Here is a 19,994-nt window from a genome sequence, read left to right as displayed (position 1 = left end):
AGCTATAGTGCGTACGCTGCTGGTCACGAACGATTTCCCGCCCACGCTGGGCGGGATTCAATCGTACCTGCGCGATTTCGTGGCGCACCTCGTGGCGCTCAACGGCCCGGAATCGGTGGTCGTGTTCGCCTCGACCCAGGACGCGGCCGCCGCGCGTGAGTGGGACGCGGCGCAGCCCTACGCGGTCGTGCGCTGGCCGAAGGCGCTTATGCTGCCGACGCCGTCCGTGCGCCGCCGGATGCAGGAGCTCATCCGCGATCGCGGCATCGACACCGTGTGGTTCGGTGCGGCCGCCCCGCTCGCCGTGATGGGGGCCGCGGCGAAGCAAGCCGGCGCGAAGCATGTCGTTGCGACGACCCACGGCCACGAGGTCGGGTGGTCCATGTTGCCCGGCGCCCGCCAGACGCTGCGTCGGATCGGCAATAGCGCCGACGTAGTCACCTACGTCTCCGAGTACACACGGCGCCGCTTCGCTGCTGCCTTCGGCCCGCATCCCGAGTTCGTTGCGCTGCCCTCCGGCGTGGACACCAACTTCTTCTGTCCCCAACCGCGCCCGCATACCGCTGCGCCCACAATCGTGTGCGCCTCGCGACTGGTGGCGCGAAAAGGTCAAGATCAGCTCATCCGCGCGCTGCCGGCGGTGCAAGCGCAGGTGCCGGGCACGCAGCTGCACCTCATCGGTGCCGGCCCAGCCGAGCGAAGGTTGCGCCGCCTCGCCCGCAACACAGCAGGCGTGCACTTTCACGGGGCGGTGCCGCGTACGACGCTGCGCGAGGCCGTCGCTGCTGCCGATGTCTTCGCCATGCCGGCACGCACCCGCGGTGGCGGCCTCGACGTCGAGGGCCTCGGCATCGTCTATCTCGAAGCCCAGGCCTGCGGCGTCCCCGTCGTCGCGGGCAACTCCGGAGGCGCGCCCGAAACCGTGACCCCGGCAACCGGGATCGTCGTCGACGGCAGAAGCCAGGCCGAGCTCGTCGACGCCATCTGCGCGATCCTCCGCGACCCCGCTCGCGCGCGGGCGATGGGTGAGGCGGGCAGGGCGCACGTCGAGAAGCATTTTGCGTGGGACGTACTCGCCCGCAGGCTCGCCGCGCACCTGCAGTAGGATTACTCCCTATGGCAACTCCCCATGGCCCCCTGACAATTGGCTTCGACATCGGCGGCACGAACTTGCGCGCCGCCGTCGTCGATGAGCACGGGCAGATTCTCGACGCCGCGTCCACCGCCACCCCCCACACCGGCGCCGAGCTGACCAGCGCGATCGTCACGCTTGTCGACGAACTACGCGCAACCTACGACATCGCCGCCGTCGGCCTCGCCGTCGCCGGATTTCTCGATCCCGACTGCGAAATCGTGCGCTTCGCGCCGCACCTGCCGTGGCGCGACGACTACCCGCTGCGCGCAACGCTCGCCGACAAGCTAGGGCTGCCCGTCCGCCTCGAACACGACGCGAACTCCGCGGCCTGGGGCGAATACCGCTTCGGTGCCGCCCGCGACGCGGAGACCTGGGTACTTTTTGCGGTCGGCACCGGCATCGGCGCGACGCTGATGCACCGCGGCGAGATCTACCGCGGATCCTTTGGTACTGCGCCCGAGTTCGGTCACCTCACCGTGGTCCCCGGCGGGCGCGCCTGCTCTTGCGGCAAGCAGGGCTGTCTCGAGCGCTACGCCTCGGGCACATCGTTGGTGGACTGCGCGGTCGAGATCGCCACGCGCGGTGGGTACAAGCGCTGCGGGCTCTACCGCAAGGTGGTGGATAAGCGCGCCACCGGCCGCGACGTGATGGAAGCGGCGCGCGCGGGCGACGAGCTCGGACTTGCGGCGCTCGACAGCTTCGCCACATGGCTGGGCCGCGGGCTCGCCATCGTCGCGGACGTGCTCGACCCAGCGCTGATCGTGCTGGGCGGGGGAGTGGCCGCCGACGCCGACACGTTCATCGACCACGCGCGCGAAACCATGGCCGCCACCATGGTCGGCGCAGGCTACCGCCCGGTGGCGAAGGTGCAGTGCGCGGAGCTCGGGCCCCAGGCCGGTATGATCGGTGTAGCTGATTTGGCCCGCACGATGGTCCACGAACAACAATAGGAAGCGCACGGCGATGACAAACAGGTGGTACTCGGTGTTCAAGGCCGTCCTCGGCCCGTTCCTCGTAGTGTGGAATCGGCCGACGATCAACGGCGCAGACCACATCCCGGACACCGGACCCGCGCTGTTGGTGTCCAACCACCAGGCCGTGATGGATTCTTTCTACTTGCCGCTGATGGTGCGTCGCCAGCTGACCTTCCCGGCGAAAAGTGAGTATTTCACCACCCCGGGTCTCAAGGGCGCGATCCAGAAGTGGTTTTTCACCGCTGTGGGCCAGGTGCCCCTGGACCGTCAGAGCGAAAGCGCAGGCGACGCACTCCAGGCAGCGGCCCACCGCGTGCTGGAGCGCGGCGAGCTCTTCGGCATCTATCCGGAGGGAACTCGCTCCCCGGACGGCCGGATTTACAAGGGCCGCACCGGCGTCGCCCGGCTGGCGATGGCGGAAGGCGTGCCGGTCGTGCTCACCGGCATGGTCGGCACGCGTGACGCCAACCCCATTGGCTCGACCTTTCCGCGGCCGGCGAAGGTCCACATTGAGATCAGCGAGCCGATTGACCCGCACGCCTGGGCTAAGGAAAACGGCTTCGACCCCGCCTCGCGCGAGGTAGCGCGCCCATTCACGGACTACCTCATGCACAAGCTCGCTGCGCTGACCGGCTACGACTACGTGGACGTCTACGCCAGCGAGGTCAAGGAATCACTCGCCGCTACCGGGCAGTACCCGGAAGGGGCCGAGCCGCGGAAGGAGCAGTAGATGGATAAGGACCTAGTTACGCGCATCGTGTTGGTGGTGGTCACCGTCGCGCTGTACATCATCGCTTCGGAGGTTGACTTCCACACCACCATTGCCGCGCCGATCGCGGTGGCGATTGTGGCGCTCGTGATGTTTTGGCCGCGCCCGCGGGAAGAGCGTGAAAAACGCCTGCCCATACAGCTGGAAGAGAAATAGGAAGGCCTGTGTGTTCAGGTGAAGTACTTCTACGACACGGAGTTCATCGAGGACGGGTCCACGATCGAGCTTGTGTCTATCGGTATCGTGGCGGAAGATGGTCGCGAGTATTACGCGGTGTCGACGGAGTTCGACCCGCGGGACGCGAGCCCGTGGGTCCGCGACAATGTGCTGGATAAACTGCCTCCGGCGGGAAACCAGGCGTGGAAGACGCGGCGCGTCATCCGCGATGAAGTCTTCGAGTTCCTCACCGCGGCGTCGACCGCGCCGGAGCTGTGGGCGTGGGTGGGCGGCTACGATCACGTGCTGTTTGCCCAGTTGTGGGGCGATATGACGGGCCTGCCGCGCAAGATGCCGCGGTTCACCCATGAATTAAAACAGTATTGGGAGATGGCGGGTCGCCCGAAGCTGCCGAAGCCTCCGCAGGGCAACCACGATGCGCTTATCGACGCCCGCCACAACGTCAAAAAGTACCGCGTATGTGCGGAAATACTGCCGTTGGACGCCAACGGCCGCGCGACTGCACCGAAGGCGTAGTGCCGGATACCCGTAACGGAAAACGGGTCTGAGCGCAGGCAGGGTGTGCTAAGAATGAATGCGTGAGTTGGACAATTGATATCCCGAAAGACGTACTGCCTGATCTTCCGCCGCTGCCTGGGGATCTTCACGAGCAGTTCCAGGACGTGCTGAAGCGCGACGCGAAACAGCAGCCGAGCTGGGATGCGGATCAGGCGCGCTATGTGCGTAAGATCCTGGAGTCGGTGCCTCCGGTGGTGCTTGCCCCGGAGATCGAGGAGCTCAAGGACCAGCTGAAAAACGTCGCACTGGGCAAGGCCTTCCTGCTGCAGGGTGGCGACTGCGCTGAGACCTTTGAGTCAAACACGGAGCCGCACATCCGCGCGAATGTGCGCACACTGTTGCAGATGGCGGCTGTGTTGACCTATGGGGCGTCGATGCCCGTGGTCAAGCTCGGTCGCATCGCCGGCCAGTACGCGAAGCCCCGCTCCTCTGACCTGGACGCGAACGGGCTGCCCAACTACCGCGGCGACATCGTCAACGGTGTTGAGCCAACCGAGGAGGCCCGCCGCCACGACCCGGCCCGCATGGTTCGTGCCTACGCGAACGCCTCCGCGGCGATGAACCTGGTGCGCGCGCTGGTCGCCTCCGGCACCGCGGACCTGCACCACATCAACGATTGGAACCGTGAGTTTGTGAAGAACTCGCCGGCCGGCGCCCGCTACGAGGCGCTCGCCCGCGAGATTTCCCGTTCGCTCGCGTTCATGGATGCGTGTGGGGTCAATGACTACAACCTGCGGACCTCGGAGATCTTCGCCTCCCACGAGGCGCTTTTGGTGGATTACGAGCGCGCAATGCTGCGCCTCGCCGAAGATGAGCGCGGCAAGCAGCACCTCTACGACCTGTCGGCCCACCAGCTGTGGATCGGCGAGCGCACCCGCGGCATTGACGATTTCCACGTGAACTTCGCCGCGCTGATCGACAACCCGGTTGGCATCAAGCTCGGGCCGAAGGTCACACCCGAGGAGGCCGTGGCCTACGCAGACAAACTCGACCCGCAGCGCGAGCCGGGGCGGCTGACCATGGTGATCCGCATGGGCCATGACAACGTGCGCTCCGTGCTGCCCGGGATTATCAAGGCGGTCGAGGCATCCGGCCACAAGGTGGTCTGGCAGTCCGACCCCATGCACGGCAACACCTTCACCTCGTCCAACGGGTACAAGACGCGCCACTTTGACAAGATCATCGACGAAGTCCAGGGCTTCTTCGAGGTCCACCGCGAGCTGGGCACCCACCCCGGCGGCGTGCACATTGAGCTCACCGGCGAAAACGTCACCGAGTGCTTGGGCGGGGCCCAGGACATTTTGGACGTGGACCTGCCGGGCCGCTACGAGTCGGCCTGCGACCCGCGCCTGAACACCGAGCAGGCCTTAGAGCTCGCCTTCCTCGTCGCCGAAATGCTGCGCTACTAAAAGGCGCCGGCGACGTCCTGGCTGATCAGCGGTGGGACCTCGCCGTACATGCCGGAGCCGAACCACCACCCGCCGACGCCGACCGCGCCAGTGACGAGCACCGCGAAGACGATGTAGAGCGCAAGCGTAAACCCGGAACGATTGCTCACGCGTCGCACGCGCGGCTTCGGGGCGGCCTCTCGCCGCTGCGCCGGCGGTGCAGCGACCGGCGGGGCGGGGGCAACCGGCGGCATATCGACCCGCGTCTGCGGTCGCTCGGCAACCTCCGGCGCATCCGGGAAGAGGCGCCGCTCACGCTCCGGCACGGCCGTCTCGCGGCTGTCTCGACCGAAGCGCGTCGGGTGTGCCGCCGCTCGGTTCGCTGCGGAGTTGCGCGGCACCGGCACCGTGTAGTCGGGCAGCTCCAGTTCGCGGGCCACATCCATGAGCGCGTCAAGGAATTCGCCGGCAGTGTGGAAGCGTTCGGCGGGGTCTGCGGCGGTGGCTGTGGTGACGAGCTCGTCGAAAAGCATGGGCACCCCGTCGATAAGCTGCGACGGCGGTGGCACATCCTCCTTCAGCCTGGCGTAGGCGTGCGCGAGCGAGGTGTCGCCGGCGAACGGCGTGCGGCCGGTGAGCAGCTCGAAAAGCACGATGCCCGCCGAATACACATCCGAGGCGGGCGTGATCGCCGAGCCGTCGACCTGCTCCGGCGACAGGTAGCTGACCGTGCCGACGATCTGATCGGTCGAGTGCGAGGCGTCGGCGGCTGCCCGCACGAGCCCGAAGTCCGCGAGCTTGACCCGGTGATCAGCGTTGATCAGCACGTTATCCGGCTTGATATCGCGGTGGACGAGCCCCTTGTCGTGCGCCACCGCAAGCCCCGTGAGCACGCCCCGCATGACGGCGGTGGCGGCGTGCGGCGGCATCGGGCCGCGCTCGGCGAGCAGCTCGCGCAGGGTGCCGCCGGTAATCAGCTCCATAATGAGGAAAATCGTGTCGCCCTGCGCCGAAAAGTCGTAGACGTTGACCAGGTTCGGGTGAGACAGCTGCGCCATCGCGCGGGCCTCGCGGCGGAAGCGTTCTAGGAAAACGGGGTCGTCGACGTACTGCTGGTGCATGACTTTGGCGGCGACCTCGCGTCCGAGCCGGGTGTCCACGCAGCGGTAGACCGTGGCCATGCCGCCGCGCGCGATCGGCCGGTCGATGACGTATCGGTTATCCAGGTAGTCTCCCACGTGCATGCAGACCAGTATGGTGCACGAGGGGCGTCCGGCGCTAAACTACGGTGCCGTGAATACTCTTGATGATCTGCTTGCTGGCGAAGAACTGCTTTCCCTGCCCGCGGTTGCCGAGATGCTCGGCGTCCCGGTGACTAAGGTCCACGATTACGTCAACGCGCGCAAGCTGGTGCTCTACCGGAAAGGTGGCACGAAGTCGGTGCCGGCCTTGCTTTTCGACGATGGCGAAATGAGCAAGTTCATTACAGGCGCAATCACCGTGCTTTTCGACGGCGGCTATTCCGAAGAAGAAATCCTCACCTACCTGTTCACCGCAGACGATTCGCTGCCGGGTCGGCCGATCGATGCGCTGCACGGTCACGGGGCGCGCGAGGTAATCCGGCGCGCGCAGGCGATGGCCTTCTAAACAGGTGACGCCGGTGCGCCTTGGGCGGGTCCGCCGATGGGTGTGTTGGTGTCGGTGTAGTCGCGGCCGGTGAATATCGGTGTGGTGTATTTGGGGCCGATCCAGGCGATGCGTCCGTTGATGCGTGTCATCCGGCCGCGTTTGGGTTGGCCGTTGACGGCGTTGTGGTGTGGGCACAGCCAGCACATATTCGCCGGGTGGGTTGCGCCACCGTGGGCGTAGTCGGTCAGGTGGTGCGCCTGGCACTTCGAGATCGGTGTGGTGCAGTCCGGCCAGCAGCACGTCGGCGAGTCCGCCTCCAAAGCCAGGCGTTGCACGGGTGAGGCAAGGCGTGCCCGGTGGGTGTTAATCGGGCCGAGGTGCGGTGCGGCCAGGGTGATATACCCGTCGGGCAGGATATGCCGGCGCAGGATTTGGCTGGTGGTCATTTTTACCCCGGTGTTGGTCACCACTACTGGTTCGTGGTCGGGTGAATCGTCGGTGCCGGAAAGGACATGGTCGATGTCCTTGTCGGTGATAATGGCGTGGATTGCCACGGGTGCTTGGACGATGTGGCGGTTGTTGACCAGCCAGTCGATCGGGTCGATGGGTTGTCCGTTGTCGTCGGGGGTCTCGAATGTGGTGACCAGATCTTGGAGGTCGTTGGTGGGGCCGGTGAGGCGGATGATGAATTTGTCGTGTGTTTCGCTGCGTTGGATGCGTACCCCGTCTTGTGGCACGCGCGGTGGGAGGTAGGTTTTGCGCAGTCGGGTGGCGCGTTTGCTGATGGTGGTGGTGTCGCCTGCGGTGGCGCATAGCTGCGCGGTGTATTCCCAGCGTTTGGTGGGGTTGGTGATCCTGCGTGCGGTGCGCTCGATGAGTTCTAGGGTTTCGATGCAGTGGTGGTTGGCTTCTGCCGCACTGCGTGCTTCGGCTTGGTAGCGTGAGTGGCTGGTGGGCCGGAAGAATCGGCGTGCGAGGTGTACGAGTGTCTCGGCGTAGTCGTCGGCTGCGCCCATGCCGATGAGCGTATCCGCATCCAGGCCTGTTTCGTGCACGAGGCGGAGTGCGGCGATTCCCCCTGCTTTGAAGGCCAGAAAGGCCCGAAGTTCATGTTGTTCCCCCATAGGCCCACAACCTAGCGCAGGCCACAAACCCCCGCAACAGGAACCTTGCGCGGCCACACGAAAGCCACGGCGAACAGCCCGATGAAGGGGGCGAGGATGAGGAACCACGGGTCGTAAAAGCGGTGGTTGCCGCTGCCGGTAAACGCGAGCGCAACCACCACCGAAGCTGCCACCGCGACTTGCTGGACCCACGCCGGGGTGCGGAAGGTACCAACCAGCGAGAGTAGGGAAGCGTAGTACCACGGCAGCGTCACGGCGTTGGCCACGAAAGCGACGGCGTAGGCGGCCGTCGTGCCGGCAACGGCCCGCGCGGGGGAGTTTTCGCCGCGCGGCCGGAAATACCACCACGCGACAACGAGGCCGGCGAGCATGACGGCACTGCTGGCTGCGCGCGTCGCGGCGAGCGCGGTGTTGTAGTGGAAGTTTTCGTTGACCAGCTGAGCGATCGGGGTGAGCACTTCTGCCAAAAATGTCGGCCCGGCAAGCGGGTTGACCACCTTAGAGTTGCCGGAGATTTCCGCGATCCACCCCCAAGACGCGCCGGAGACCACAGTGACGAGGTCCACGACCGCGATCGTGAGGGCAAGCGCCCAGGCACCGCAGCCCGTAAACACACCGAGGCGGCGCGGCCAGCTGCCCTTTGCGTAGCGTGCGTACATGATCCACACGACGAACGGCAGCGCGATCGCTGCGGTCGCCTTGAGCGAGACTGCAAGCGCAATCAGCGCGATACCCGCACTGGCCCACAGAAAGCGGCGTCGTTGTGGCGCGATGCAGGCGAGCAATCCGACGGAGACGAGGCCGACCATGACGGCCTCGTTGTGCATGCCGCCAACGAGGTGCAGCAGCATCAGCGGGTTCGCCGCCCCGATCCACAGCGCGTACGCCGGATCGGCACCAAGGGCCGCGGCGATGCGCGGGACGGCCCAGACGAGCATGGCAAAGCCCAAAAGCGAGACGAGTTTGTACGCGATGAGCCCCGCGGTGACGTCGTCGCCGACTACCGTGGTGATCGCCTTACCGAGCCCTAAGTGCGCCGGCCCGTAGGGCGTGGTGGTGTTGCGCCAGTCGTGGCTGACTTCCCACAGGTATGGTCCGGGGTTGACGGCTGCGCCCTCGGTGTAGGGGTCGTAGCCGTCGCGAAGCATCGCACCCTGCATGAGGTAGGAATAGACGTCGCGCGAGAGGATGGGTGCGCTGAAGACCAGCGGTGCGGTCCACGCCCAGGTGGCACGGCGCGCGGCCGACAGGCCCGGGCGGGCGCGGCCGAGCATGAGCCAGGCGACGACCAGCCCGATGATGCCGATGGTTAAACACGCCTCCATGAGCCCGCGGCCGTGGCCGTACATGAGCGGGTCAAGGCCGAGGTCGCGCATAATCCCGCTGCGGTTGCGCGTGGCACCCGCACCATAAGAGCCGAGCGCGATGCAGGTCGCTGCGGCGACGCCGATGGCGATCTCGCGCCGCATTAGGCCCGCCGTTCGGTGGAGCGAATCGCCAGCTGGCGCAGCGTGTCCGCGACCTCGGCGTCGATGTCGGCTCGTTCGAGGTGCGCGAGCCCGGAAGCGGTCAGTGCCTCGATTCGCTTCTCGACGCTTTCTCGCGCCCCACTTTCCGCAATCACCTCAGCCAGCCGCGCGAGATCCGCGGGGGCCGTTGCGGTGCCAATGCCGGCGCGCAGTTCTGCGGCGGCCGCAGGGTCGGAGTCGTCGAGCAGTTCGAGCGCGGTGGCGTATAAGACGGTGCGCTTGCCCTCGCGGATATCGTCGCCGGCGGGTTTGCCGGTGACGGCGGAGTCGCCGAAGACGCCGAGGATGTCGTCGCGCAGCTGGTAAGCGATGCCGATGTCGCGTCCGTAGCCGCGGAACGCGTCGATTATTTCCTGCGGAGCCCCAGCCAACGCCGCGCCCAGATGGAGGGGGCGCTCGATGGTGTAGGCGGCGGTCTTGAAGCGGTTGACGCGGTCGGCGAGTTCGATGGATTCGCTGCCTTGGCCTTCCAGCATGATGTCGAGCAGCTGGCCGCCGATGACCTCGGTGCGCATCCCTCGCCAGGGCTGCGCGGCGCGGGCTAAGGCGGCAGCGCTGAGGCCCGAGTAGCGCCACATGTCCTCGGCCCAGACGAGTGCGAGATCCCCGATCAGGATGGCGGCGTTTTCGCCGAACTCGGCGGCGTCGCCACGCCTGCCGGCGGCGCGGTGTGCCGCCTCAACGGCGCGGTGGACGGTGGGGTTGCCGCGGCGGGTGTCGGAGGCGTCGATGATGTCGTCGTGGATCAGCGCGCACGCCTGGATAAACTCCAGCGAGCTGACTGCGCGTAGCACGGCGTCCGGATCCTCGCCGCTGCGCTCGACACCACCCCCGCCGACGAATCCAGCCCAGCCGTAGAGCGGGCGGATGCGCTTGCCGCCGCCGAGGACGAAGCGTTCCAAGTGCGCGACGGCATTGGACACAGGCTCGCCGATGCGGCCGACGGCGTCGCGCTGGGAGGCGAAGAACTCGCGCAGCTGTGCCTCGACCGCTGCCGGGATGTGCTCGAGTGGGGTGCTCCTGTTAGCCACGAGGTCGGCTCCTTTGCTGAGGTAGATGTTCTGCCCCAGGTTACCCACAGGGCAGGCGGCGCCCCAAGATAGCAAACGGGCGCGGGTCGCCGGAGTAGTAGAAGTTGCGGGCGATGTCTGTAAAACCGAAGGCACGGTAGAGGTGGAAGGCGCCGTTGGCTTCCCCGGGTGCCTCGGGGGTGGACAGGAGGGCCCAGTGGGCGGGCGCGGCGTCGAGAAGCGAGCGAAGGAGCGCCGTGCCAAAGCCGCGGGACTGCGCAGACGGGGCGACGTGGACTTCTGCGACCTCGAAGTAGCTGCGCAGCATCGCTTTGGCGGCGTCGTCGAGGTGGTTGTTCTCGCGGAGGGCGCGGATGAGCTGGCGATCCCACCAGCGCTCCCGCTGGCCGAGAAAGCCGTAGGCGATGCCGACGAGGCGCTCTCCTGACACTGCCGCGAAGGCGCAGAAGCCGGGGGTGGTCACGTCGCGGCGCCACACGCGGATGCGCTCGGTGCGGATGGTGCGCGAGTAGTCCATGGCATCGAGGTAGATGTCTACAAGCTGCGGGGCGAGCATGCTGAACTCGGCGGCGCTGAGGCGGCGGATGTCGACGGTCACGCCTCCCATGGAACCACGGTGGGCGGCGGGCCGCCGGAAAACCCCGAAGTTCGAACACATGAGCGAAAAGGCGTGCGTGGATGTTTGGGTCCCTTCGTACAGTGCAAAGCAATACACGACAGAAGGAGCACACATTATGCAGACCACAGCTATTGCCACTACGAGCGTCGTCTCTGCCACCACCTCACGCGCGCCGGCCGCCGGCAAGCGGGACCGATTTCTGGCCGCCGCGGACGGTTTTATTGCCCAGGCGCACATCGAGCTGGAGGCGGGACGTGAAGATGTAGCCCTGGAGCAGTCGTATCTTGCGGCGCTGCGGATCGCGGGCGCGGTGTGCGCGACCTCGCCGGTGGTGCGCAAGAGGAAGCGGCTGCCGAGCAGCGCGTGGGACAAATTGGCTTTGACTGGGGCCGAAGGTAAGCAGTGGGCGGAACGCTTCCGGAGGTACTCCGCGCTTCGCGGGCGCGTCGCCTCCGGGATCCAACGTGAGATTCCGGCAGGGCGCGTGATGGAGCTTTTGGGGCAGGCGGAACGCTTCTACGAGTTTGCGCAGCCCGATTTTGGCGCAGGCGCACCGCTCGTCGCCTAGGTCGGCGTGCAGCCGGGGCCGGTGGTTGCAAAAAGGAATTCAGCGGCGGGAACAATCTGGGTAGGATGACCGTTGTAGTGATAAGAATGTCCGTCGTGTAGCTGGAGAGTGAACCATTGTCTCTTTCTGAACAGGAACAGCGCGCGCTCCGCGAGATTGAGCAGTCCCTCCTTGCGGAGGACCCGAAGTTCGGGAGCTCCGTGGTGCAAGAGGTGAGCTTTGGCGGCGAGCGCCCGGCGGGCAAACTTACGCTCCGCAGCGTGGCGCTGATGGTGCTCGGTCTCGTGTTGCTACTGGGTGGCGTGGCGCTCGCTACGGTGAGCGTGTGGATGGTGCTGCTGAGCATTGTCGGCTTCGGCGTCATGATGGTGGGCGGAGTGATGGCGCTGCGTACTCCGTCGGGGCCGACTGCGCACGTGCGGCCGCGCCAGGGGGCGAAGCAGCGTTCGCAGCGCGGCGCCTCGCTGGAGGAGAGCTTCCGTCGCCGTTTCGAAGACCGCCAGTAGCTCCGCCGCGAAAGTAGAGTTTTCTTAGCGCATCCCCGCGTGGGGTGCGCTTTTTTCGTGCCCGCGGAAGATTCCCCACTTTCCCCCACCGGTCCCCCTCTGCGTGCCACCTCGTGCGTGGGGGCGCGCGGAATCGGCGGTACATGCGAGGGAACGCGGCCATTTCGGGCTTGTTCAGGGGATTTCTCCCCACCAAATTTCTCGGCCGTTACCAGCGGAAATGGGGGATAGACGGCGAAAGTTTGTCTGTGGTGTGGCGTTTGTGGGGCAAAGTGGGTTAAGGTGGGGCGTAGCGGCGAGCAGTGGCGCGCATCTTGACTACGTGCGCGGCGCGAATCGCTGTAGAGAAAACTTCAGAGCCGATACCGAAGGTGAAGGGAAGGTGGGTCGCCGGATGTTTCTGGGAACCTACACTCCCAAGCTGGACGACAAGGGTCGCTTGACGCTGCCCGCGAAGTTCCGTGAGGGGCTCGCGGACGGGCTGATGGTGACGAAGGGGCAAGATCATTCGCTCGCGGTGTATCCGCGGGAGGAGTTCACCGCCAGGGCCAGGAAGGCCGCGGCGGCGTCCCGGACGAACCCAAAGGCGCGCGCGTTCATTCGTAACCTGGCTGCCAGTGCGGATGAGCAAACGCTGGATGGGTCCGGCCGTATTACGTTGTCGCCGGCGCACCGGCAGTACGCCTCTCTGACGAAGGAGTGCGTGGTGATCGGCTCGGTGGATTTTCTCGAGATTTGGGACGCTGAGTCGTGGGCTCAGTACCAAGAAGAGACTGAAGCCGCCTTCTCGGCGGCGGACGATGACGACATTCTCTCCGGTCTGCTGTAGGGCTGACTACCCGGCAGTAGACGTGTGACTACTGACGGAGAGCGTGTACGGACTCTGTCCGGGGCGTGAAGCGTTCTGGTGTACTTCCCCGACATCAGAACAGCCGCCCCGGGCAGGGCTCTATGCGCTCCCCACGTGTGGGTTTGGGCGTGAAGGAAACGGCAAGTGTGACGGAGGGAGGATCCTCGGATGGCAAACCATGAGATCTCGGCGATGGATTTCTCCGTTGCGGCGAATCACGGCCATGTGCCGGTGATGCGCGATCGCATGGCCGAGTTGCTCGCCCCGGCAGTGGGCCCCAATGCAGTGCTTATCGACGCCACGCTCGGCGCCGGCGGACACACCGAACACTTCCTCCGCACGTTCCCAGAGGCACGGGTCATTGGTGTGGACCGTGACCCCAATGCGCTCGCGCAGGCGAGCGAACGCCTGGCTCCTTTCGGCGAACGTTTCGCCGCGGTGCAGGCGCGCTTTGATGCAATGGGCGAAGCGATCGGCGATGCTGAGGGCGACATCTTCGACCTTGCTCGCGAGCATGGCATCGCCGGCGCGCTGTTCGATCTGGGTGTGTCGTCGATGCAGCTCGACCAGGAGGAGCGCGGTTTTGCCTACCGCGTAGATGCGCCTCTGGATATGCGGATGGACCCCACCCGCGGGATCACCGCAGCGGAGGTGCTCAACACCTACGACCACGGCGAGCTCGCCCGGGTGCTCAAGACGTATGGCGATGAGCGCTTCGCCGGCAAGATCGCTTCTGCGGTGATCAAGGAGCGCGAGCGGGAGCCGTTTCGCACCAGTGCGCGGCTCGTCGAGCTGCTCTACGACACCATCCCGGCGGCCACTCGCCGCACGGGCGGGCACCCCGCGAAGCGCACATTCCAGGCGCTGCGCGTGGAGGTCAACGGTGAGCTCGACGCGATCCGGGGCGTCATCCCGGTCATTACGAGCTTGCTCGCGCCGGGCGGGCGGGTGGTGTTTATGAGCTATCAGTCGCACGAGGACAAGATCATCAAGTCCGCGCTTCGCGAGCTGACTACCTCAAAGACGCCACCGGGCCTGCCGATGGACTTGCCCGGCACTGCAGCAAAGTTCGCCCCAATCACCAATGGGGCGGAGCGGGCGTCGAAAGAGGAAATTGAGCGTAACCCGCGCGCCGCACCCGTGAGGGTGCGGGGAGTAGAGAAACTGTCCACATAACACCGGCCGAAAAGGACGCAAAGACTATGGGAGCACGAGACTTCAACGCGGTGGCGTCGACAAGCACGCTCACGCGGCCCCGCCCATCCCGGCAAGCGACGCCGCGCACACGGGTGGCGCGGCCGCACGTGCCGCACGAGAAGGCTCGCGGGCGGCTGGGCTCGAGCCAGGTCGTCTCTGTGCGCGGCCGGCGCGTGGCCGAGGCGCGCGTGACGGATGCCCCGCACCGCTTTTCCAAGCTTTCCTCCATCGGTGTGCCGCTGTTGATTGCCGGAGTGCTGGCGGCGATGGGGCTGTCCGGGTTGGCGACGTCGCAGTCGTTTAGCATCCAGGAGCTGCAGAAGCAGGAGCGCAACCTGGCGGCTGAGGTCGAAACGCTCAATCGCGATTTGGAGCAGCGCCGCTCTTCGGCCGAGCTGGCGCAGCGCGCTTCCGAGCAGGGCATGCTGGTGGCCTCGCAGCCGGGCATTGTAGACGTGAAGGAAAACGGGGCGACGCACGTGCGTCGCGAGTTCGATCCGGAAGCCAACGCGAAGGTCATCGACGTCAACAGCGCGCAGGCCGACGCTGGTCGCGCGTCGAGCGATAGGGAAGCGACCGACGAGATCGGCGATTCACTCACCGCCACACCGGGCGGCAACAACCGCCGGCCGGCGCCGGCACAGCAGCTTGATAATGTCGCGCCGTATCAACCAAACGTCGCCTCGAACTTCTAAGATGAGGTACCTGCATCCGCAGGCGCGGACACGGAACACATAGAAGGAGTACACGTGGTGGATTCGGGGTCGCGAGGGCCACGTGGCGATGCGCGGTCCCCTCAACCGCAGGCGTCGATGATGCGCCAAATGACGAATACGCGGGTGGGGATCGTGGTGACCGCGGTGATTGTCGTTGCTGTGATCCTCATCGCCCGCCTTGCATGGGTCCAGGTGGTGTGGGGCCCGGACCTGCGCGAACAGGCGCAAATCCAGCGCACCCGCGTCTACGTTGATCCGGCGCGCCGCGGACAGGTCGTCGACCGCGAAGGTAACCAACTCGCCTACACCATGCAGGCCCGCTCGCTGACGGTCTCGCCGAAGGTGCTGCGCGGCGAGGTCGAGGAGATGCTGACCCTGCAGATGCGCAATGACGGCGTGTCCGAAGACAGCATCCAGGCGCAGCTCGGTGCGCGCGCGGAGGACTACCTGCGCAAGATGGCCAACTCCATCCCCGTGATCATCGGAAATGACTACGTGCTCCCGGAGCCAGGTGACGATGAGACCCGCATGGAGGTGCTTGACCGCGCCCTGGCCGACATCGACGCCGAGGGCGGATCGGGGGCCAAAGTCACCGACGCGAAGGACAACGAAGAACGCAAAATCGGCGCGGTCAGCTCGAAGGACATCCACGAGAAGCTGCACGCTGACAGTAACTACGAGGTGCTGGTACGCAACGTCGACCCGGACGTAGCGATGGGTTTGGCGCGCACGTTCCAGGGCTTGGCGGCTGACCACCAAGACATCCGCAAGTACCCCAACGGCGCGATTGGCGAGAACATTGTGGGCAAGGTGTCCATGGACGGCCAGGGCCAGTTCGGCCTGGAGGCCTCCAGCGACGCGGTGCTCACCGGTATTAACGGCCGCTCGACCGAGGACGTCTCCGGCAAAGGCATGGCAATCCCGGGCACCCTGCGCGACGTGGTGCCGCCGGTTGACGGGGCAGAAGTTGAGCTGACGATCGACTTGGATTTGCAGACCTTTGTGCAGCAAACCCTCGAGCAGGCGAAGGCGAATTCGCAGGCCAAGGGCGCCGAGGCGGTCGTGCTTGACGCGCGCACCGGCGAGGTGCTGGCGATGGCGAATACGGGCACGATTGACCCGAACGCGGACGTCGAGAAGCAGCTCGCGGAGGGCCGCGACTTTGAAAACAACGCCATCTCGCACCCGTTCGAACCCGGATCGGTGGCCAAGATCATCACCGCCGCAGCCTCCATCGAGGAAGGCACGACGAACCCGGAGGAGGTCCACACGGTCCCCGGATCCATCGATATGGCGGGGGTGACGGTCGCCGACGCCTGGGAGCACGGCGAGCTGCCGTACACCACCGCCGGCATCTTTGGTAAGTCCTCCAACGTGGGCACCCTGCAGCTGGCGCAGCGCCTGGGCGAGGAGCGCTACTGGGACTACCTGCAGCGCTTCGGCCTGGGCAAGACCACCGGCATCGAGCTGCCGAACGAATCGGCCGGTATCCTGCCGGTGCTCGAGCAGTGGTCTGGCGGCACCTTTGCCAACCTGCCGATCGGGCAGGGCATGAGCTGGACGGCGCTGCAGATGGCAAGCGTGTTCCAAACCCTGGCCAACGGCGGCGAGCGCATCGAGCCGCGCATCGTCTCCCGGATCACCGGCTCGGACGGCGAGGAGATGGACCAGCAGGAGCCGGCGACCACGCGGGTGGTCAGCCCGGAGACCGCGCGCACGACCGTCGACATGTTCCGCGCCACCTTCCAAGAAGACCCGAACGGTGTGCAAAATGGCACCGCCCAGGGCAACGGCATCGAGGGCTACCAGCTCTCCGGCAAGACCGGTACTGCGCAGAAGGTCGACGAGGAAACCGGCGCGTACTCGCAGAGCCGCTACTGGATTACCTTCGCAGGTATTGCACCTGCAGATGATCCGCGCTTCGTCGTTGCGCTGATGCTCGACGAACCGCAGCGCGGCCCGCTCGAGGGCGGCCGGGGCGGACAGTCCGCAGCACCGGTGTTCAAAGAGATCGCGGCGTGGCTGCTCAACCGCGAGAACATCCCGCCGAGCCCCGAGGCGAAACCCTTAGTGCTGCAGGCGCAGTAGCGACAATGACACACGATGAAGGAGACCCAATGACTTCCCACGAGGCACCCACGCTTGATCAGCTCGCCGAATTGGCAGGTGCGCGCGTGGTCAACCCGCCGGCTACACAGATGACCGTGCGCTCCATCAGCCTTGATTCCGCTGCGCTTGACCCGGGTGGGCTGTTCGCCGCGCTGCCTGGCACGCGGGTGCACGGCGCGTCGTTTGCCGCGGAAAGCAAGGCGCAAGCAATGCTTACCGACGCCGCCGGCCTGGACATCATCGCCGCCACCGGTGACACGCGCCCAGTGCTGGTCGTCGACGACGTGCGCGCCATCCTCGGCGAAGTCTCCGCCGCGGTCTACGGCTACCCCTCCCGTGACATGACGCTCATCGGCGTGACGGGCACCTCGGGCAAAACGACCACCACCTACCTGTTGGAGCGCGGCCTTGCCGCCGCAGGTTGCACGGTCGGGCTGATCGGCACCACCGGCACTCGGATCGCGGGCGTTGAGGTGCCGAGCAAGCTGACCACCCCGGAAGCACCCGACCTGCAGCGCCTCTTTGCACAGATGCGCGACGAGGGCGTCACGCACGTGGTGATGGAAGTGTCCTCGCACGCGCTCATGCTCGGCCGGGTCGGAGGCACGGACTTCGACGTCGCCGGCTTTACCAACCTGAGCCAGGACCACCTGGATTTCCACCCCACGATGGAGGATTACTTCGAGGCGAAGGCGCTGTTTTTCGACGCTGCCTCGCCACTCGCCGCGCGCTCGAGCGTCGTCTGCGTCGACGATGCATGGGGCGAGCGCATGGCGGACCGCGCCGCTGACCCGCTCACCGTGGGCACGCGCGGCCAAGCAGGCGTCGACATTTCGGCAACGCAGCTGTCGGTGGAGGACACCGGGGCCCAGGAGGTGCAGCTGCAGGTCGCGGGGCAGACGTTACAGTTCCGCCTGCCACTGCCGGGCGCGTTTAACGTCGCCAATGCGGCACTCGCGGCGGGCCTGGCCAATCGTGTGGGCGTCGACCTCGACGCCTTTGTCCACGGACTTACGCAAGCGGCCGTACCCGGGCGCATGGAGCGCATCGACGCAGGGCAGGACTTCATCGCCGTGGTGGACTACGCTCACAAGCCGGCGGCGATCGCCGCGGTGCTCACAACGCTGCGATCACAGGTGCAAGGTCGTGTCGGCATCGTCGTCGGCGCCGGCGGCGACCGCGACGCCTCCAAGCGGGAAATCATGGGCGCGGAGGCAGCGCGCGGCGCCGACTTTGTCGTGGTGGCGGACGACAACCCGCGCACCGAGGACCCAGCAGCCATCCGCGCTGCGGTCCGCGCCGGCGCCGAGAAGGAAGCCGCCCCCGGCGTGGAGATCCGCGAGGACGCAAGCCGCGCCGGCGCCATCGACCAGCTCGTCGCCTGGGCGCAGCCGGGTGACGCGATCGTGGTAGTGGGCAAAGGCCACGAGGTCGGCCAGATCGTGGGCACGACCACGCACCACTTCGACGATCGCGAAGAAATGCGCAGGGCGCTTGCCCAGCGCGGTTACCAACACACGAGCGACAAGGAGTAAGGCATGATTCCGCTGACGCTGGCCCAAATCGCTTCCATCACCGGCGGCACACTCAGCCCCGAGGCTGATCCGGACGCCGTGGTGACCGGCAACGTCGAGTTCGATTCGCGCAAACTCGCCCCGGGCGGGCTGTTTGTCGCCCTGCGTGGCGCGCGCGTTGACGGCCACGACTTCGCAGAAGCCGCGGTGCGTGACGGCGCGGTCGCGGCGCTGACGGTACGTGAGGTCGGTGTGCCCGCAATCATCGTGCCGAAAGCGCCCCGGCGGCCCGGCGACAACTCCGATCTCGCGGCGGGCGACCCGGACGGTTCTACCGCCGGCGTGGTCGCCGGGATGAGCGCTTTGGCCGCGCACGTGGCGCGCGAGCTTTCCGCCGGCCACGGTTTGACCATCGCCGGGGTGACCGGCTCTGCAGGCAAGACGTCCACAAAGGACCTCATGGCCACGCTGCTTTCGCGTGCGGGGGAGACGGTCGCGCCGCCGGGCTCGTTCAACAACGAAATCGGGCATCCGTACACCGTGCTGCGGTGCACCGAGTCCACCGATTTCTTAGTCGCCGAGATGTCGGCGCGCGGCATCGGCCATATCGCGCACTTGGCCCAGATTGCCCCACCGCGCATCGGTGTGGTGCTCAATGTCGGATCTGCCCACCTGGGGGAGTTCGGGTCCCGCGAAAACATTGCCCAGGCAAAGGGCGAGCTGGTCGAGGCGCTGCCCGCGGCTGCCGACGGCGGCGTGGCGGTACTCAACGCCGACGACGACCTGGTTGCGGCGATGGCTTCGCGCACCACGGCGCGGGTGGTTACCTTTTCCACCCAGCCGCGTGGCGGCGACTTCTACGCCACCGACATCTCCTTGGACGCGGTGGCCCGCGCGACGTTTACCATGCACTGCCCGCAGGGCGAGCCGCAACGGGTCTCGCTCGGCGTCTTTGGCGCGCATCAGGTGGGCAACGCGCTGGCTGCGGCGGCCGTTGGCGTCGAAGCGGGGCTCTCGCCGGCCGAGGTGGCCGAGGCACTCAGCGCTGCGCGTTCGGTCTCTGTCAACCGGATGGACGTCAACACCCGCGAAGACGGGGTGACGGTGATCAACGACGCCTACAACGCCAACCCGGAATCCATGCGTGCGGCCATCGCCGCGCTCGGCTACACCGCCGCAGCTCGCCCCGGCGTGCGGTCGGTGGCCGTGCTTGGCGAGATGGGCGAGCTTGGCGCAGACGCCCCCCAGGCGCACGCCGCGCTCGCCGAGGAACTCGCGCGCTACCGCGTCTCCCACCTCGTTGCCGTCGGACACAACCCGTCGATGGATGCGCTCCTGCACGGCGCACACGCGGCGGGGATACGCACCACGCACGTGGCTGACGCTGCGGCAGCGACCGATGCAGTGCGCCAGCTGCTGGCGTCGGCGCCCCACGGTGAGACCGGGTGGGACACGCGCGTCGACCGCGATGTCGTCCTGGTGAAGGCATCCAACGCGGGCAAGCTGTGGACGGTTGCGGAGTCGCTGTTGGCGGGGCATCGCCTGCGCGACGATGCGTCGAATTATCCTCATACCTAGACCCGCAACATACTTTTCATAAC

19 protein-coding genes and 1 pseudogene are annotated in these 19,994 nt (G+C 66.4%); 15 read left to right on the top strand and 5 right to left on the bottom strand.

Features of this window, described 5'->3' with window-relative positions; genetic code table 11:
* Nucleotides 1–4: 4 nt before the first annotated feature.
* From M3G14_RS01350 to M3G14_RS01325, 6 genes are all read left to right on the top strand, one after another.
* Nucleotides 5–1,105, top strand: coding sequence for a glycosyltransferase family 4 protein (locus M3G14_RS01350; protein ID WP_259924310.1), 1,101 nt, complete (start codon nucleotides 5–7; stop codon nucleotides 1,103–1,105).
* 11 nt (nucleotides 1,106–1,116) lie between these two features.
* Entirely contained in the window at nucleotides 1,117–2,085 is a 969-nt protein-coding gene (locus tag M3G14_RS01345) for an ROK family protein (protein WP_259924137.1), read from the top strand.
* Nucleotides 2,086–2,098: 13 nt separating this feature from the next.
* Nucleotides 2,099–2,839 (top strand): 1-acyl-sn-glycerol-3-phosphate acyltransferase, encoded by a 741-nt coding sequence (locus M3G14_RS01340; protein ID WP_259924135.1) that lies wholly within the window; start codon nucleotides 2,099–2,101, stop codon nucleotides 2,837–2,839.
* On the top strand, nucleotides 2,840–3,034 hold the full coding sequence (locus M3G14_RS01335) for a hypothetical protein (RefSeq protein ID WP_259924134.1): 195 nt from the start codon (nucleotides 2,840–2,842) through the stop codon (nucleotides 3,032–3,034). It abuts the gene before it with no gap.
* 18 nt (nucleotides 3,035–3,052) lie between these two features.
* Nucleotides 3,053–3,571: a polyadenylate-specific 3'-exoribonuclease AS gene (locus M3G14_RS01330; protein WP_259924132.1), complete on the top strand. Its 519-nt coding sequence runs from the start codon at nucleotides 3,053–3,055 to the stop codon at nucleotides 3,569–3,571.
* Between the two features lie 62 nt (nucleotides 3,572–3,633).
* Nucleotides 3,634–5,022: a class II 3-deoxy-7-phosphoheptulonate synthase gene (locus M3G14_RS01325; protein ID WP_259924130.1), complete on the top strand. Its 1,389-nt coding sequence runs from the start codon at nucleotides 3,634–3,636 to the stop codon at nucleotides 5,020–5,022.
* A gap of 14 nt (nucleotides 5,023–5,036) precedes the next feature.
* On the opposite strand, the pseudogene M3G14_RS01320 reads toward M3G14_RS01325, so the two are convergent.
* Nucleotides 5,037–6,245, bottom strand: a pseudogene (locus M3G14_RS01320) (protein kinase); the annotation flags it as partial.
* A gap of 10 nt (nucleotides 6,246–6,255) precedes the next feature.
* Between M3G14_RS01320 and M3G14_RS01315 the strand changes: the two are divergent.
* Entirely contained in the window at nucleotides 6,256–6,648 is a 393-nt protein-coding gene (locus M3G14_RS01315; protein ID WP_259924309.1) for an Rv2175c family DNA-binding protein, read from the top strand.
* Here the strand turns inward: M3G14_RS01315 and M3G14_RS01310 are convergent.
* The 4 genes from M3G14_RS01310 to M3G14_RS01295 are packed head-to-tail and all read right to left on the bottom strand — an operon-like array spanning nucleotide 6,645 to nucleotide 10,921.
* Nucleotides 6,645–7,754 (bottom strand): HNH endonuclease signature motif containing protein, encoded by a 1,110-nt coding sequence (locus M3G14_RS01310; RefSeq protein WP_259924127.1) that lies wholly within the window; start codon nucleotides 7,752–7,754, stop codon nucleotides 6,645–6,647. The genes M3G14_RS01315 and M3G14_RS01310 overlap by 4 nt on opposite strands.
* Before the next feature lie 11 nt (nucleotides 7,755–7,765).
* Nucleotides 7,766–9,223: an alpha-(1->6)-mannopyranosyltransferase A gene (locus M3G14_RS01305; RefSeq protein ID WP_259924126.1), complete on the bottom strand. Its 1,458-nt coding sequence runs from the start codon at nucleotides 9,221–9,223 to the stop codon at nucleotides 7,766–7,768.
* A complete protein-coding gene (locus M3G14_RS01300) occupies nucleotides 9,223–10,314 on the bottom strand; it encodes a polyprenyl synthetase family protein (protein WP_311201338.1) in 1,092 nt (363 codons plus the stop codon). Before M3G14_RS01300 ends, M3G14_RS01305 begins: the two co-directional genes overlap by 1 nt.
* A gap of 40 nt (nucleotides 10,315–10,354) precedes the next feature.
* Entirely contained in the window at nucleotides 10,355–10,921 is a 567-nt protein-coding gene (locus M3G14_RS01295) for a GNAT family N-acetyltransferase (RefSeq protein WP_311201336.1), read from the bottom strand.
* Nucleotides 10,922–11,048: 127 nt separating this feature from the next.
* On the opposite strand from M3G14_RS01295, the gene M3G14_RS01290 reads away from it, so the two are divergent.
* The 8 genes from M3G14_RS01290 to murF all read left to right on the top strand — a co-directional run bounded on the left by M3G14_RS01290 (nucleotide 11,049) and on the right by murF (nucleotide 19,971).
* Nucleotides 11,049–11,501, top strand: a complete 453-nt coding sequence (locus M3G14_RS01290) for an SAV_6107 family HEPN domain-containing protein (protein ID WP_259924124.1) — start codon at nucleotides 11,049–11,051, stop codon at nucleotides 11,499–11,501.
* Between the two features lie 116 nt (nucleotides 11,502–11,617).
* The gene (locus M3G14_RS01285) at nucleotides 11,618–12,007 is read left to right on the top strand and encodes a DUF3040 domain-containing protein (protein ID WP_259924122.1); all 390 of its coding nucleotides are present in this window, start codon (nucleotides 11,618–11,620) and stop codon (nucleotides 12,005–12,007) included.
* Nucleotides 12,008–12,401: 394 nt separating this feature from the next.
* The gene (mraZ, locus tag M3G14_RS01280) at nucleotides 12,402–12,836 is read left to right on the top strand and encodes a division/cell wall cluster transcriptional repressor MraZ (protein WP_259924120.1); all 435 of its coding nucleotides are present in this window, start codon (nucleotides 12,402–12,404) and stop codon (nucleotides 12,834–12,836) included.
* A gap of 213 nt (nucleotides 12,837–13,049) precedes the next feature.
* Nucleotides 13,050–14,033, top strand: a complete 984-nt coding sequence (gene rsmH, locus M3G14_RS01275; RefSeq protein WP_259924306.1) for a 16S rRNA (cytosine(1402)-N(4))-methyltransferase RsmH — start codon at nucleotides 13,050–13,052, stop codon at nucleotides 14,031–14,033.
* 26 nt (nucleotides 14,034–14,059) lie between these two features.
* The gene (locus M3G14_RS01270; RefSeq protein WP_259924118.1) at nucleotides 14,060–14,749 is read left to right on the top strand and encodes a hypothetical protein; all 690 of its coding nucleotides are present in this window, start codon (nucleotides 14,060–14,062) and stop codon (nucleotides 14,747–14,749) included.
* A 129-nt stretch (nucleotides 14,750–14,878) separates the two neighbouring features.
* A complete protein-coding gene (locus tag M3G14_RS01265; protein WP_259924117.1) occupies nucleotides 14,879–16,858 on the top strand; it encodes a penicillin-binding protein 2 in 1,980 nt (659 codons plus the stop codon).
* Between the two features lie 29 nt (nucleotides 16,859–16,887).
* Nucleotides 16,888–18,414, top strand: a complete 1,527-nt coding sequence (locus M3G14_RS01260) for a UDP-N-acetylmuramoyl-L-alanyl-D-glutamate--2,6-diaminopimelate ligase (protein WP_259924115.1) — start codon at nucleotides 16,888–16,890, stop codon at nucleotides 18,412–18,414.
* A gap of 3 nt (nucleotides 18,415–18,417) precedes the next feature.
* On the top strand, nucleotides 18,418–19,971 hold the full coding sequence (murF, locus tag M3G14_RS01255) for a UDP-N-acetylmuramoyl-tripeptide--D-alanyl-D-alanine ligase (RefSeq protein WP_259924113.1): 1,554 nt from the start codon (nucleotides 18,418–18,420) through the stop codon (nucleotides 19,969–19,971).
* Nucleotides 19,972–19,994: the final 23 nt, after the last annotated feature.

Source organism: Corynebacterium sp. p3-SID1056, assembly GCF_025152525.1.
GTDB lineage: Bacteria > Actinomycetota > Actinomycetes > Mycobacteriales > Mycobacteriaceae > Corynebacterium.
This window is presented reverse-complemented; position numbering and strand designations above follow the sequence as displayed.